Annotated in this window: 12 protein-coding genes; 5 read left to right on the top strand and 7 right to left on the bottom strand. The window is 36.6% G+C overall.

Translation table 11 applies throughout. From position 1 onward, the window contains the following. Positions 1 to 104 precede the first annotated feature (104 nt). Entirely contained in the window at positions 105 to 2,093 is a 1,989-nt protein-coding gene (gene tkt / locus WHA_RS02480; RefSeq protein ID WP_015589077.1) for a transketolase, read from the top strand. Positions 2,094 to 2,110: 17 nt separating this feature from the next. Further along, complete coding sequence (locus WHA_RS06875; protein ID WP_167482804.1) at positions 2,111 to 2,365, top strand: hypothetical protein; 255 nt, start codon at positions 2,111 to 2,113, stop codon at positions 2,363 to 2,365. Between the two features lie 55 nt (positions 2,366 to 2,420). On the opposite strand, the gene WHA_RS02485 is transcribed toward WHA_RS06875, so the two are convergent. From WHA_RS02485 to WHA_RS02500, 4 genes are all read right to left on the bottom strand, one after another. Then, positions 2,421 to 4,019, bottom strand: coding sequence for an ankyrin repeat domain-containing protein (locus WHA_RS02485; RefSeq protein ID WP_015589078.1), 1,599 nt, complete (start codon positions 4,017 to 4,019; stop codon positions 2,421 to 2,423). Positions 4,020 to 4,152: 133 nt separating this feature from the next. Further along, a complete protein-coding gene (locus WHA_RS02490) occupies positions 4,153 to 5,316 on the bottom strand; it encodes a multidrug effflux MFS transporter (protein ID WP_015589079.1) in 1,164 nt (387 codons plus the stop codon). 185 nt (positions 5,317 to 5,501) lie between these two features. Then, positions 5,502 to 6,368 (bottom strand): hypothetical protein, encoded by an 867-nt coding sequence (locus WHA_RS02495; protein WP_015589080.1) that lies wholly within the window; start codon positions 6,366 to 6,368, stop codon positions 5,502 to 5,504. A 57-nt stretch (positions 6,369 to 6,425) separates the two neighbouring features. Next, entirely contained in the window at positions 6,426 to 9,752 is a 3,327-nt protein-coding gene (locus WHA_RS02500; protein ID WP_015589081.1) for a glycoside hydrolase/phage tail family protein, read from the bottom strand. Between the two features lie 438 nt (positions 9,753 to 10,190). Between WHA_RS02500 and WHA_RS02505 the strand changes: the two genes are divergently transcribed. After that, positions 10,191 to 11,213 (top strand): hypothetical protein, encoded by a 1,023-nt coding sequence (locus WHA_RS02505; protein WP_015589082.1) that lies wholly within the window; start codon positions 10,191 to 10,193, stop codon positions 11,211 to 11,213. Positions 11,214 to 11,218: 5 nt separating this feature from the next. Here the strand turns inward: WHA_RS02505 and dcd are convergent, their stop codons facing one another. After that, positions 11,219 to 11,776, bottom strand: coding sequence for a dCTP deaminase (dcd, locus tag WHA_RS02510; protein ID WP_006280485.1), 558 nt, complete (start codon positions 11,774 to 11,776; stop codon positions 11,219 to 11,221). Positions 11,777 to 11,917: 141 nt separating this feature from the next. Here dcd and WHA_RS02515 point away from each other — a divergent pair, with 141 nt between their 5' ends. Beyond that, positions 11,918 to 12,934 carry a substrate-binding domain-containing protein gene (locus WHA_RS02515; protein ID WP_015589083.1) on the top strand — a complete coding sequence of 339 codons (1,017 nt, stop codon included), beginning with the start codon at positions 11,918 to 11,920 and terminating at the stop codon, positions 12,932 to 12,934. 79 nt (positions 12,935 to 13,013) lie between these two features. On the opposite strand, the gene WHA_RS02520 is transcribed toward WHA_RS02515, so the two are convergent. Together WHA_RS02520 and WHA_RS06880 are read right to left on the bottom strand one after the other, a co-directional pair. Further along, the gene (locus WHA_RS02520; RefSeq protein ID WP_015589084.1) at positions 13,014 to 14,000 is read right to left on the bottom strand and encodes a hypothetical protein; all 987 of its coding nucleotides are present in this window, start codon (positions 13,998 to 14,000) and stop codon (positions 13,014 to 13,016) included. Between the two features lie 95 nt (positions 14,001 to 14,095). After that, positions 14,096 to 14,266, bottom strand: coding sequence for a hypothetical protein (locus WHA_RS06880; protein ID WP_167482803.1), 171 nt, complete (start codon positions 14,264 to 14,266; stop codon positions 14,096 to 14,098). A gap of 141 nt (positions 14,267 to 14,407) precedes the next feature. Here WHA_RS06880 and WHA_RS02525 point away from each other — a divergent pair, with 141 nt between their 5' ends. Then, positions 14,408 to 15,868, top strand: coding sequence for a TrkH family potassium uptake protein (locus WHA_RS02525; protein ID WP_015589085.1), 1,461 nt, complete (start codon positions 14,408 to 14,410; stop codon positions 15,866 to 15,868). Positions 15,869 to 15,882 lie beyond the last annotated feature (14 nt).

Below are 15,882 nucleotides of genomic sequence, written 5' to 3' on the forward strand. Positions count from 1 at the left end.
CTCACGATTTAACTTTAGATTATTAAGGATTTTAGCACTCAGTGTCAACTTGTTTTTGCTGATATAATCTTTTATACTTCATTTTTAAGTTTTTCTATTAACACATGAATCATTCACATTTGGAATCTATGGCAAACGCCATCCGTTTTTTATCAATTGATGCAGTACAAAAAGCAAACTCTGGACACCCAGGTATGCCACTTGGCATGGCAGATGTTGCAACTGTTTTGTTTGCTAAATATCTGAATCATAATCCTGATGATTCTAAATGGTTCAATAGAGATCGCTTTGTTTTATCAAACGGTCATGGGTCAATGTTACTATATTCAATATTATATTTGACAGGTTATATTAGCATAGATGAGCTAAAGAACTTCAGGCAAATGGGATCCAAGACCCCAGGTCATCCAGAGTTTGGCTTGACTTCCGGAGTAGAGGCAACAACAGGCCCTTTAGGGCAGGGGTTTGCCGCTGCTGTTGGCATGGCACTTGCTGAATCGATACTTGAAAAGCAGTTTAGAATCAATCACTACACTTACGTGATGCTAGGGGATGGCTGTCTTATGGAAGGAATAAGCCATGAAGCAGCATCACTTGCTGGGCATCTTAAATTGAATAAGCTTATAGCTCTTTTTGATGATAATGATATTTCTATAGATGGCGCTACTTGCCTTTCCTGTTCTGACGATGTAGAGAAACGCTTCTTAGCGTATGGATGGAATGTTGACAAAATTGATGGCCATGATTTTGATGCCATATCCTTTGCAATAGAGCAAGCAAAAAAGTCTGATAAACCTACAATGATCTGCTGCAAAACCATTATCGGAAAATTTTCAAGCCGTGCTGGCACATCCTCTGCTCACAGTGGTGCTTTTTCGGAGGAAGACATCAAACAGATGAGAGAGAAATTAAACTGGAATTATGAACCATTCCATGTACCAGAAGATGTGAAAAATGCCTGGAAGAAAACTGTTGAGAGAGCAAAACAAAATTACAATTCATTGTCATTCCAGTGCGTGACACTGGAATCCAGAGAAAAAAATGAAGAACTAAAAAGAAGACTTGATAAGCGTTTGCCGGATAATATCGCTGGTGTTTTAGCTGACCTGAAGAAACAAATATGTGAGCTAATGCCAAACGAAGCTACTCGATCTTCTTTTGGTAGGGTAATGGAACTTTTAACACAACATATGCCGGAATTAATCGGCGGTTCTGCTGATCTTACCGGGTCAAATTGCACTAAATATAAGCACATGCAGGTAATAAATAGCAATAATTATAGTGGCTCTTATGTCCACTATGGAGTGAGAGAGCACGCTATGGCAGCATGTATGAATGGTATGGCACTTCACGGCGCGATTCTTCCTTATGGCGGCACTTTTTTGGTATTTTCCGACTATTGTCGTCCTGCTATACGTCTTTCAGCTCTGATGAAGCAACAGGTTATGTATGTCATGACTCACGACTCAATTGGAGTGGGAGAAGATGGCCCAACTCATCAGCCAATAGAGCATTTAGCCTCTTTGCGTGCTATACCAAATCTATATGTTTTTAGGCCAGCCGATGCAGTTGAAACTCTGGAGTGTGTTAGCATTGCACTCGAAAAGAAAGAATCTCCAGCACTGTTTGCGCTCTCAAGGCAAAACGTAAGTTACATGCGCAAGTTCTACTCTGATATCGATCAATCTGCTAATTTATCGAAGTTTGGTGCATATATTTTGTGTGAATGTTCAAAAGAATTAAAAGTGACGATATTTGCTACGGGGTCCGAGGTTGAAATTGCAGTTGAAACAAGGGAGAAATTGCAGGAAAAGGGTATAGGTACAAGGATTGTTTCTATGCCATGCTGGAGGCTTTTTGACGAGCAAAGCGATGAATATAAAGCGGCAATATTAAATAATGACAGCATTAAAGTTGCAATTGAAGCCGGAAGTGAAATGGGTTGGCATAAATACATAGGTTCAAACGGTATATTTATTGGCATGAAAAGCTTCGGAGAATCAGCACCTTATAAAACACTTTATGAGCATTTTAATATCAACGCTGATCATGTGGTAAAATGTGTGTGTGAGAAACTGGTTTACATTCAGTAGACTTCTTGCATAACCATATGAAAGCCCACTCTTCTTTGTCATTCCAGCGCGTGACGTTATTTCCATCCAAGATGATGTCATTCCAGCACTTGACACTGGCATCTAGTTTTCTTTACAAATTCACCAAAAGTGCTTCATTCTATAACGCAAAACCCATACTCACCAAACCCAATGCATTACTTGCAATTAAGTTTCCTGGATCCCAGTGTCTGGGCACTGGGATGACACCTCTGGGCACTGCCGTCATAAAGGAACCAGTGTCAGCTACTTGAATACATACCACCATGTCATTCCAGCGCGTGACGCTGGAATCTAGTAAACCTCTGGCTATATTATGTCATTGCCTTCTGAACTACTTGGTGATTCTAATACAACTGGTTGATCAAATTCAGATGATGATTGTGTTGGCTCATCAGACCCAAACAACCATGAAAAAAACCCACCAAAAAATGATGCAACTAATGAAAAAGGCTTCATAAGTATACTAAACAAACTACCAAAAAAAGAGCTCGGCTGTTCTTCTGTTTGTGCAGGTTCTGTGGAAGCAACATAATTTACACCGTTGTCTTGTACATCAGTTCCTTGTCCTGCACTGGTGGTCCCCTGTTGTGTTTGTGGTGTTCCACTCTCCGAATTTACAGTTTTATCAGCTTCTTGCTTTGTAATGTCTGATCCTGATTGAGCATCACCTTCTTGTTTTTCTTTCTCTCGTGTACCAGCATCTTCCTCTGAATTTTCTTCATTGTCCGTCGATGGCTTAGAACCGTCGCCAGGGTTTTTTGCATTCCTTAATAGAGCTTGTATTTCTTTATCAGTGGCTAAATTTAAGGGAGTTTTTTCATTTTTATCTTTTATATTAACATCTGCCCCTTTATCCAATAGAGCTTGCACCACCTGCTGATAACCACTTTCAGCAGCAAAGTGTAAAGGAGTCTTTCCACCTTGATCTTTTGCATTAACATCGATTCCTTTTACTTGCAGTAGGGCTTCTACTACCTCTTTATGGCCCCATACAGCAGCCCAATGTAAAGGAGCCCTATCTCCATCTTGTGCATTAACATCGATTTCTTTTGCTCCCAGTAGAGCGTTCAATACATTTATGTCTATATTGCCCTTTTTAAGAACCAAATGTAAAGGAGTTTTGCCATATTTATCTTGTGCATTAACGTTGATTCCTTCTGCTCCCAGTAGAGCGTTCAATACATTTATATCTATGTTGTCCTTTTTAAGAACAGAATGTAAAGGAGTATCTTTCTTGTTATTTGGTAAATTAACATTGATTCCATCTTTTCCCAATAGGGCTTCTACTACCTCTTTATGGTTCTTTACAGCAGCTAAATGTAAAGGAGTTTCTTGCGACCAATCTGTTGCATTAACATTGATCCCATTTACTTGCAGTAGGGCTTCTACTACCTCTTTATGGCTCTCTACAGCAGCCAAATGTAAAGGAGTCTTTTGCGACCAATCTGTTGCATTAACATTGATTCCATTTACTTTCAGTAGGGCGTCTACTACCTCTTTATGGCCCTTTTCAGCAGCCCAATGTAGAGGAGTCTTGTTATCTTGATCTTTTACATTAACCTTTGCTCCTTCACTTATTAGACGGGTTACTTCCTCAATATTACCTTTTCTAGCAGCCTCAAGTAATTTAGCTGTGTTTTCTAATAGAGTTTGTATTTCTTCGTTAGCAGCTAATTTGAAAGGAGTCTTTCCATCTTTATCTACTGCATTAACATTTGCCCCTTTATCCAATAGGGCTTCTACTACATCTTTATGGCCCCATACAGCAGCAATATGTAAAGGAGTCTCTCCTTTATCATTTTCTACCTTAACATCTGCTCCTTCACTTATTAGACGGGTTACTGCATCAATATCACCTCTTTCAACAGCCTTAAAAAAATTATCTCTACTTTGTGAACTACTCATCCTACACCTCTTTGTAAAACTATATTGTTATGATAAAGCCGTTAATAATCTATGAGCTCTCACCCCCTGTAAAATTATATTATCATGATAAAGTGATTAATAACCCATGAGCTCTGGATCACGCAAATAATGGTTATTCCCTGTGTTTTTCAGTACATTTGAGCTGGCTGTACATAAGAATTGCAATTGTAGAGCATGCTATTGTTAATAGTAAATTTGGTAAAATACCATAGCGAAAAAATTTTCCTACTATATATATTCCAATAGCCCCAAACATCATATTGCAGAATGAGAGAACTGCACTACCAAGCCCTATACCTTTGATCGTTCCTAAAGCAGAAGTTACGTTATTGCTTATTATTAATGCAAGTCCGATATTGGCTGGAATCCAAACAGTTTGAAGAATTAATATATTTAACTTGTCCGCGAAATAAAAATATACCAATAAACTATCGGATATTATCGGTAACACCAAACCTATTATTAGCATTTTGCTAACCCCTACTTTTGGTACATACCTTCTATTAATTAAAGTTCCAATTATGTAAAATATGACTATGATCGATATGAGGTAGCCAAAATACTGTACTTCAATGCCCATCGATTCAAATATGAAAGGGTAGTTAGCAATGTATGCCCAAAGCCACATGAAAGTTAATCCATGAATGGCTGAAAACCCAAGGAAACGATAATTTCTAAATATTGATATATATTGCTTGCAGATATTAGTAGTTATGTTAGTTATACTGGTTTCATTTTTATTTACAGTGAGTGTTTCTTGTAACTTAAAGTAGATAAAAATAAGTATAGCAATTGCTGCAAGTGATATAATAAAAAACAAAAATTTCCAACTATACCCATGTGAAATTATATAACTGCCCACCACTGGAGCTATTCCAGGTGAGAGTGCCACAACCATATTTAATTTTGAAATGACTCTCGAGTATTCACTACCCGAGTACATATCCCTTATTGCTGCATACCCAACAACACCTGCAACACCAGCCCCTGTTCCTTGTATGAAGCGAATTAGTATCAAGAGCGCAATACTGTCGGCTATATAACACATGACACTTGCCAAAGTAAAAATTGTCATACCAATCAGCATCATTGGACGCCTACCATAATGGTCCGATAATGGACCATAAATTAAGCCAGATACTGCAAATCCAACTAGATTCAAGCTAATTGTAAGCTGCACTACACTGCCTTCTACTTTAAAATAATTGGCAATGCTTGGTAGTGCAACTGAGTATAGGTCAGTTGCCATATCGACAATTGCTACAGACAATATCATAATAAGAGAGATGATATTTTGCGGAAGAGCTGTTTTCACTTAATGATTTACTGGATTAAATATACTTAATTATAATGTATTTTTTTCATTAGTATAAGTACAATGTTACATAGTAAACGATGTCATTCGAGTAGCGGACACTGAAATCTTAAGCTAAAATCATGAAAAGCCTGAATTTCAATACCTTATCTTTGATTATTCACTTTAAGCTTTAAGTCTTCAACAGAAGATGCATTTGCCTCACTTACTACCTTTAGTGGTTCACCAAGATTATGCTCTATTTTTATATTACGCTCAGGATCGTACTCTATTCTTGTATCAAACTCAAAGCCCAATTTCTCACAAAGTTTTTTGAAATACTCAATAAGCTTATTTATAATATAAGTAAGCTTATCAAACAAACCGTCATCACCAGCTTTATAGTCCTCTAACTCTTTAGGAATGGTAAGCAATACCTTACCGTCTTCATACGTCACATTTTCATCCTTACATTTCAGCTTAAACTCCGCTGAACTGCAAAAACCTGGTGTTTCGATATATGTACAATCATCATAGTTAAGCATTTTTGTATATTTCATGCTAAAACTAAGCTTTATACAATTGGGTTCACGACAATCCATAATATACTCTCTTGTCATACAGTTGCCTTGCGTTGACAAATGAAAAGATCCAAGAGCTTGATTCATATCATTAGGAAGAAAATGAGTATATCCGCCCTGATAATAGTTATTTATTAACTCCTCAATAATAGAGTTATTGGGAATTGTTGCACCAACGTGTTTAAACATTTCTGTAAAAATTTGTCTGAGAAATGGACGATAATTCCCTTTTCCGTTTTCATCCCGTAGAATTAGATTTTTATGGTTTGAATACAGATTGTTAATAAATTCGTTAGTTATTTTTTGTCCGTTAATAGCAAGGCCGTGTGTTCTATTAAGATCCTTATATGTTCCCTCACCAGAAATTACTTCGTCCCAAGTGTTAGCTTTGAAATCAGCATATTTGAGCTTCTTCACTTCAGCTTTCAACGCATTGACCATTTCCTTTGACATGTTATATCTCTACCATTAATACCTGTATATTAATTTTAGCACTTACTTTATTAAATTTCAATTACTCAAGACCTTCGCTTCCGTATTATCCAATGAATCACCATAAGTCACTGCTTTAAGGAAAAGTCGTTTTCCTGGTTGCACTTCAAAAGATATTATTGAATCATCAAGTAGAACAAATTTTTCACCTGTGGTGTGCTGATACTCTTTGGTGCCTTCTTGCCCTCTAATTAGGTTGCTAAGCTTATATTTATTTTTATCTATTAGTTCAGCACTCTGGAACTTTATCACCTCTTTTCCAACCAGTGCTAAATTGCTTACATTTATAGTACTAACGTTAGTGCTTGTAAAACCCTCTTCCGTCATCCCAGTGCCCAGACACTGGGATCCAGGAGAAATATAGTCAAGCGCTGGGATGACACCATCACTTAAATAATGGTTATATGAAGAACTCAATATACCAAAACGTAGCACTACTATAAGCCCCTCGTCGGTAGATTCCATTACATATCCGTAAGTAGACTGCTTGTTTGTGCTTGCAATAGGCTTATAATCCTTATCGTTGTACGAAATAAAGAGTGTTGCTCCCTTCCAATTCTTTTCCTCACTAATTAAAGTAAAGCTTGCACTATTACCTTTAATATCCGGTAAATCTATCATTTCTACGATGGTTTTGCTAATGTGAGAGGGAGGGTATTCCTTCAGCATAAGTGACCTTGTTGAAGGAAAAGAAAGCTTATATATAGAGTGATCATAACCAACGCCAATTACTTGAATGGACATGCTTTCGAATTTTGTTTTTATAATTCTCACCGTATGCTTTTTCTCACCGTCTAAAATCGTTATTACATCACTTGGCACAAGCCACGCATATTTTATCGGCAGCTTGAAATTGTATATATTTCTCTCTTGCCACGAAGAATAAAGTAAAACCTCAGCTATATTTTGCGCCTCTCCCTCCTCCATAATGAGCGGTATTTCAACTGTTATAGCAGCGCCTTGCTTTGGCAACTCAGCATATTTAACATCAATTGGATAGCCAAAATTGCGATTAAAATAAACGACGTTAACTTTATTGTTTAAATCTAATTGACTGATATTAGCAAGTTTTGAATTGTTACTGAAAACCATTTCACCAATTGGTATTCCAGTCGTAACTCCCCTGGCCTTTTGGACAAATTTCAGTTTAGAGTCCTGTTCAACCACATCAAAAAAATAGCAACTTTGCAGCATTTTAATAATTGAACGTACCGATTGCTGGTCGTTTATCACATACCCAGACAATAACCCTTTGACGTTGCTTGCATCGAACTGATCGCTTTTTAAACCTGTTTTTTGTAACAGATCCGATAAAACATCGGAAATATTAAGCTGTGAAAGCTTTCCCTGAATCCAATGTCCTGTCTGCCAATTATGGCAGTCAGTCCACATATCACACAAATTGGGGAAATAAGGAAATGGCCTTGCATCCCATGCCCAGAGAAACATTTTTTCTACCATTTCTGAACTTTGCCACTTTTTTAGCGTTCCTTCAATTGCAATTTTTTGCGAAAGAAAGCTCACCTCTCCGTTTGAATATCGTGGATATTTGCTCTCTATGCTGCCTTTGTCAACAAACACATTTGGCTCATTAGTGCAGCCGTTCATACTGGGAAATCCATATTCAGTAAACCATATTTTTTTCATTTTTGGTTGCCATTTTGTTTTACTACCACCGGGGTTTATGTGAGTTTCACTCCACCATTTCTCTATATTTTTCCACGCATACCTGCTGTCGTTATACTTTACTTTTTCAGACTCACTCTTTGAGTAATCATAGAAATAATCATACCCCACTCCACTGCTCCAACCACCCATTACATCTTCCGCAGAATAGCCAAAAGGAGGCTCTGGACCATCAGTCAGTGGAAAATAAGCATCTATGCCAACAACGTCGATGTACTCTGAAGACCACAGTTCATCCATATTATACCAACCATCATATGAATGGTATTCGCTCCAATCTGCAGCGTAGGTAACTGTTACTTCTTTTCCAAGATTAAGTTTTATTCGCTTTGCAAGCTTGACCAGCTCTATAACGGCAGGGTAATTCCCTTGTTCATCCCTGATTTTGGTAAGTTGCGCAAATTCAGAACCAATGATAAACCCTTCCACTTTAGTTTGTTTGGCAATGCTTGCATAATGCTCTATAAATTTGTTGTACTGATTCTTAAAAAAATCACTTATATCTTCAGGAGCCCCACTCAATCTTCCTCGCCACTCTTTGTTCTTTGTATCAAGTAAGGGCATTGGATAGAGCATCACCTTATAACCTCTGCTGTGCAGCTCTTCTATATATCTAGTTAACGCTGCATCACTAACTGTGCCACCATACCTTGGGTTTCCACTCGCATCTTTTGAAATTAGCTGAGCATTATCTCTGGTTACACCCCCTACTTGCCAATCATCAGGTAATATCGCGGAATCATCTTGAAATTCAACTGCAGGGTATATTTTACAATCTTTAATGTTCAGATTATTCACAAACCAATTGACTACCACCGACACCAACTCAACATTTGGCAAATCTTCTTTTAATTGATCCAAAGAAAGCATTGCATCGCTCTTTTTAGTGTGGTTGTTGTGATTTACCCTTTGCGCCAGCCCATATGGGATATATTGGTTGCTGCTTATTTTCTCTTGCGCGATTTTCTTCTGTATTTTTGTATCATATACAAACTCACCTGAACCTGGTATGATATTGATATTCCGAATATTTTTTGCTACTGAAAATTCATTTGACTTTACTGCAGTTTGCACTTCAAACGTAAATACCGGAACATGATTATTATAGTCTGCTAAAGGAAAATTCTTGATGACTATGTAAGATATTCCCCTATAAGCCGGCACATTCCCCTCTCCTTCAATTGATGACATAAATGGATCAGGATTTTGGTCTTCTCTGCCGCTGTAAAAAGTATAATCTATTTCATCAAAGCTAAGTGATGTTGTATCTGCCCAGATTCTGTTTAATTTTTCTACTTTCCCCTTGCAGATCGCAATTGCAAGCGTTGCATAGTAATTATATGTAACGTTCATACCTCTTCCAATTTTACTTTTGGTGGTTATCGCCTCTTCTTTTATTGGCTGTGCCCAAATAATATTCCCTGCAACACGAGCAGTGCCATAGATAATTGGGATCGTTCTGCCGTAGGTTGAGGTTTGAACTTGCAGATTTTTTAGCCTTGCCCCATGCGTTACTTTTTGCTCGGCTTCAAGGCCGAACATTGCCCCATCTAGCTGTGCACCAAGAAGAGCACCAAGTTCTGAGCCGATAATCCGGCCAATTGGCCCAAAAATGCTGCCTGCTTGACCAAAAATTGATGATAAAATTATTGTAGACATGGTAATCCTCCTTTTTGTTTCTATAGTTAATGTAGGCTCTACGTCATGCCGCCGCGCCGCTAACAAGCAGCGGGATGACGAGCTTATCGTTATGCCGCCGCGAACCGTCATACCGTCACGGTATCTCTAGATCCTGCTAACACGTAGCAGGGTACTTAACCGTCATACCGCGATTCATTCGCGGTATCTCTTAGCCGCTAACAAGCAGCGGAATGACGAATTTGTCGTTTTACAGCCACTTGGATGACAATTTGCTACTAAATAGTAGCAAATTCAATAATTTACAATGAATAGTTGAAGTTTGTAATTAAGAAAAGCACATGGTGTAGCTATAATCATTGTAAGCAACAATAAGAAAGTGCGGAAGTAGAAATTTGAGTTGACAAAATAAGAAAAAATATAGTATATTAATAATATTGATATTAACTTAAACTAATTATGCCAGCAGTAGTAAATACACCAGACAACATACAAAGACCGTCAAAATTAAAAAAAGCAAAAGAAATTCTGCTAGCTCCTGTAAGGTGGCTAATCATAGGTTTATCTGTAGTACTTTTGATAATATTTGTTATTTCTTTCCTGGTGTTTCTCTCAATCGCCAATGTATTGAGTAAGCTATATCTTTTTGCAGGAGGCAAAGCACCAGAATGGTTAGAGCAAAGAGCTGAAGCATTTATGGAGGCAGCACGTATTCCACAAACAACGCATGATACTGATGTAAATGATGCAATTAATATTAACGTTCAAAAGCTAAAAGAAAACTACGGTGAGCCTGATATTGATGATAAGTTTATAGAGGAAATAGAAGGATTTATTGATCAGTTAGAGTGCATAGCAAATGGCACACAAAAAGCTGCAGATAAAGATCAACTTACAGAAGATGAGAAAAAACATGCACTTGAGTGCTTGAAGCGTATAAAAAATAACCCTGGTACACATAGTGGAAGCGGGTTAACATTGAAGCAAGTTTTAAATTTAGTTTGGAAGGCTTGCAACGATCAAACTAGAGCAAATAATATAGCTATTAATACCCGCATATCACAGAGAAAATATCAACTAGTTAAATATTTAGTAGAATCGCAAACAGAATACGGAGTGCGTGGTGGTCGTGGTTCAAGTGCATGTTTTACTGGCACATTTAACAGTATTGTCTCTTCCTTGTACACTTTTGAAGAGTTTTCCTTCTTGCAAAAAGCAGATAAGAATACTATAAAGCAGGAATTTGAAAATGAGCTGCAAAAAAAGGGAGAAGAACTATTTAATCAGCTTTCCAATGATAAAGAAAAAAAAGAAGTTGCAGAAGCTTTAAGTAATCCTTCTACAAATTTCTTTTCAAGCTATGTAGAGTCATTTAAAAACCACTCTGCACGTGCAGTTTTAGGTGATAAAGAATGCGACAAATTAGTTAAAACTCATTTTAGTAATCTTCAGTACAATAAAACAATATCACGCTTTACCTAAAGTAATCACTTAACTAACGGCAAAGTGATACCATGCTGATTCATGTATTTTCCTTTCATATCATCATATGATTTCTCGCATTCACTTTCGCCGCTTAAAAATACGAATTGGCATGCGCCTTCATTAGCGTAAATTTTTGCAGGAAGTGGAGTGGTGTTTGAGAATTCGAGTGTGACATGACCTTCCCATCCAGGTTCTAAGGGAGTAACGTTTACTATAATTCCACATCTTGCGTAAGTTGATTTACCAACACAAATGACCAGTACATTCCTTGGTATACGAAAATATTCCACTGTACTTGCAAGCACAAAGCTATTTGGTGGAATTATGCATACGTCTGTTTCTTTATCTATAAAACTATTCTCAGAAAAATTTTTAGGGTCCACGATGGCTGAATTAACGTTAGTAAAAATTTTAAATTTATTATCCACTCTTGCATCGTAACCGTAAGATGATAGTCCGAAAGATATAACACCTTTGCTGCTTTTGTGATTCACAAAAGGCTCTATCATTCCAAAGTTTTCAGCTTTTTCTCTTATCCATTTATCTGGCATAACTGCCATAACTGTTCCTTAAAGTTGTGTAATACTTACAATAATATAAAATAAAATTTAAATGTAAACTGTAGCTTTTGTCATGCAATTAAAGCTTTTCAGTTTGATGTTTTGTTACAATAATTAGATTTATGTTCTTAACTAAAAATAATGCTTAGAAACTTTCTCCTGATTTTTGTATTCGTATTATTCACGCCGCCGTCAAATGCTGATGCCAGGAAATACATCAGAATTGTTGGATCTTCAACTGTTTTTCCTTTTATCTCGTTTATAGCCGAGGAGTTCAATCGTGTATTCCCTTTTAAGACTCCAGTTGTGGAATCAATAGGAAGTGGATCAGGGTTCAAAATGTTTTGCTCAGGAATAGGGGAAGACACGCCAGACATCACCACTTCATCTCGCCCTATGAAGGAAGTAGAAAGAGAACTATGTAAAAGAAATAAAATTAATGAAGTGATAGAGATCATCATTGGCTATGATGGAATTGTCATTGCAAATTCAAATCAAAGCCATAGATTTGATTTCACAAAGAAGGACTTATTTGAAACTTTATCTGCATATTCTCAAGAAAATGATAAATTAGTAAAAAATAATAAGAAGTTTTGGTCTGATGTAAATCAAGCCTTACCAAAAACAGAAATTGAAATTTATGGTCCACATCAAAATACAGGCACATACGAAACTTTGGTTAATTCTATTATGCTTGATCAATATTCATGCATGAACTCGAGAATTTTCAAAGAGAATTATAAAGATCAGGAAGAAAGAAAGAAAGCATGTGGTAATATAAGGGATGACGGAAGGTATATAGAAGTTGGAATTAATGAAAACATAATAATACAAAAATTGAAAAGTAACAAGAACGCTTTAGGGATATTTAGTTTTAGCTTTTTAATGAGGAATCAAGATAAAATACAAGGGAGCACAATTGCAGGAATTGAGCCAACTTACGAAAATATATCATCGGGAAAATATATATTAGCAAGACCTCTATACCTTTATATAAAGAAAGAACACCTGGATACTGTTGATGGATTAAGAGAATTCATAAAAGAAATTATAGATTCGATCGGCATTGAAGATGGGTACCTATCTAGGCTTGGTCTAATTCCACTTTCAAGTGAAGATATAAAGAAAGCTTCAGCAAAGGTTTATGATATAACGTGACGGCAACGTTTCTTTTATATTCTTTGTTCTAGCGTAGTCAGACCCAGCGCGGCGCGCTGGGATGACAATGGATTACTAATTAGACAGTTCTGCGTTGTTGCAACACCCCAGAAACAACCGGGTCCGAGCTTTTCGTATTTGGGCTTTCTGATTTCTCACAAACTCCTCCAATATAAGCTAGTACAGCCAATGCTGAAACTGCTAAAACTTCTAAAACTAATGCAACTACAGGATATGCCAGCACATAGGCTGCAATAGCACCAACTACGCATAGTTCAACAACGCCCAGAGCGATCTTCCCTTTGTGTTCACTCCAGAAGTTTGTATCGTTTTTTTCTGGGGTTTTGTTGTCTGCAGTTGGTGCAGAGTTTACGGTGTTTTGATCTAGATCAGTGTCATCTATAAAGTTAAGATCATCATTCTCAGACGGATCCTGATTGATTTCTTGTGAAAATCGAGTCGCATACTCTTTATCCCATGCTATCTGATCATTAATCTTGGCATTATCTAGTTCATTTTTACTAAGTTTTTCCTCAAATTCTTGAATCAAATCTTGAAAGCATTGCTCACCTACTCCAGGTATTTTAGCAAAACGTTTTTGTGCACATGTAAGTTTATCCATTACATAGTTATTTCCATTGGGCTCGAACCCAAGGAGCCCTGGAGAAGCAGCATCAAACATTAATTTAAAGCTTTCTTTTATCTTTTCCACATCTTCTTGGTTCAATTCTTCACTATATTCAACTTTCAGAGGATAAACTAAAAGGGCATCTACTCTTCCACTACTCCAATATACCTCTCGCTCTAAAACCCTTTCTACATCTTCACCACAATTCTCTAATGCTGCTTTAACTTGATCAATATCAAGGTTTTCTATTGCTTCTTGTAAGTTGGAATCAAGATCCATTACCCACTTGTGATCTTCTATTTTTTGAACAACTTGTACAAGAGCAAAATATTCTGTGCTATGAGGGTCAAATTTTCCTTGAAAGCGTTTAAGATCATCTATTGTATCCGTAAAATATGGTTGATCTTCAAAAGATTTTGTTACCTTGTAATCACACAAAAAATCACGAGTTTTTTGATCAGCTTCCTTCCAAATTAGTTCAATGATCCCTACTTTAGTGTTAACGCTAGTTTTAGTACAGCCAATAACATCATTTAAATGGTACCTTTGTCACTAGTCAGAGTCCCCTCGTGGCTCAAAACTGCTTGTATATCATTATGTTCCTTATTGTTGAGTACGTTCTGGACTTCTTGAAAATTGTCATTCCTGACTGCCTGTCTTAATGAACCTAGAATTTCTTCTTGTGCATCAGTTAATTCAACCATATCTTACCTCTAATAAAAATTTAATTATCATACATATTTACAAGTAAATCAAGTATATTGTTAATAACTGTTAATAAAGGCCAACAAAATGCTTGACGTTAGAGTAGCTTTTATGGCTTTGTATAGCGAGGAAGTAACTCTATGAAAAATCATCAACGTTTACAAACTTTACGTTCAATTGCATTTATTGTGGGAATATTCCTATTGCTATTTAGCTTAGCAATGCTTATTCCTGCTATTACCAATAAGTATCTCAGCTACGAATGGAAAAATTTTTTCGCTGGATTCATAATTACCTGCACATCTGGCGCAATTTTTATTTTACTCGGTAAATTAAGTAGATTGCATGGAATGCCAGCAATTTTTGCGATTACTAGTTGCACCTGGATTGCCTTGTCTCTGTTTGCAGCTATTCCTTTCTATTTTGATAATCTGAGCTATGTTGATGCATTGTTTGAAACGATATCTGGCATCACAACCACAGGGGCAACTATATTTAATGATATTGAAAAACAATCTCCAGGAATACTGCTGTGGAGAGCAATGCTACACGGCATGGGGGGTTTTGGTGTAATCACTTTAGGAATTGCAGTTTTTCCTATGTTTAAGGTTCTCAGCCTAAATAATTTACTTTATTCTGAATATTCAGATGCTACCAAAAGGAAGTTGCCGAACACGCGAAGCGTAGTGATTCATGTTACGGCAATATATTATGGCTTAATTTTGTTATGCATATTTTCCTATTATCTAGCTGGTATGCCACTATTTGATGCAATATGTCACGGAATGTCTGCTGTATCAACTGGTGGATTTGCTAACTATAATGATTCTATAGGGCACTATAATAATCCCATACTAGAAGCCATAACGATCGTTTTTATGATTTTGGGTTCTCTGCCTTTTCTTAGCTATTTAAAAATTATAAGACGGTTAGACATTTGCTATGATGAACAGGTCTCTTACTTTGTTAAGATAGCTACTATCTCATCTTTATTTGCTTGTTTTTGGTTGTATAAAAATGTTGATTTAGGAGTGTCATTATCATTTAGATGCAGCACATTTACCATCACTTCCTTGATTACGTCAACTGGTTATGCAATCTGTAATCATATAGATTGGAGTTTCATTTCAGTCTTAGCTTTTTTTCTAACCTTTGTTGGTGGATGTAGCGGTTCTTCAAGTGGTGGTGTCAAAATCTTCCGCTTGATTGTTCTTTTAAGGTCTATAAGAAATTACTTTTACCTTTTATTAAACCCTGATGCAGACAATGGAGTAAAATTCAATGGAAAAATTCTGGAGAATGATGAAGTTCACTCTGTCTTTATATTTTTTGCAATTTTCATGTTAACGTTTACCATTTCATCAATAGTGATGTCTTACTTAAGCAATGCAGACTTTATAACTAGCATCAGTTCAGTCTCTGCAACGCTTACAAACTCTGGCCCGGGATTTAGTAATTTAATAGGTCCTTCGGGTAATTATTCCTCTTTCAGTAATGAAGTAAAATTATTTCTATCGTTTTTAATGCTGCTTGGCAGACTTGAAATATTGCCAATCTATTTTTGTATAGGTAATTTATTCTTATTTAATAGAGAGAAATAGTTGGTGAAACTTGA

This window comes from Wolbachia endosymbiont of Drosophila simulans wHa, assembly GCF_000376605.1.
In the GTDB taxonomy this organism is placed as follows: domain Bacteria; phylum Pseudomonadota; class Alphaproteobacteria; order Rickettsiales; family Anaplasmataceae; genus Wolbachia; species Wolbachia pipientis.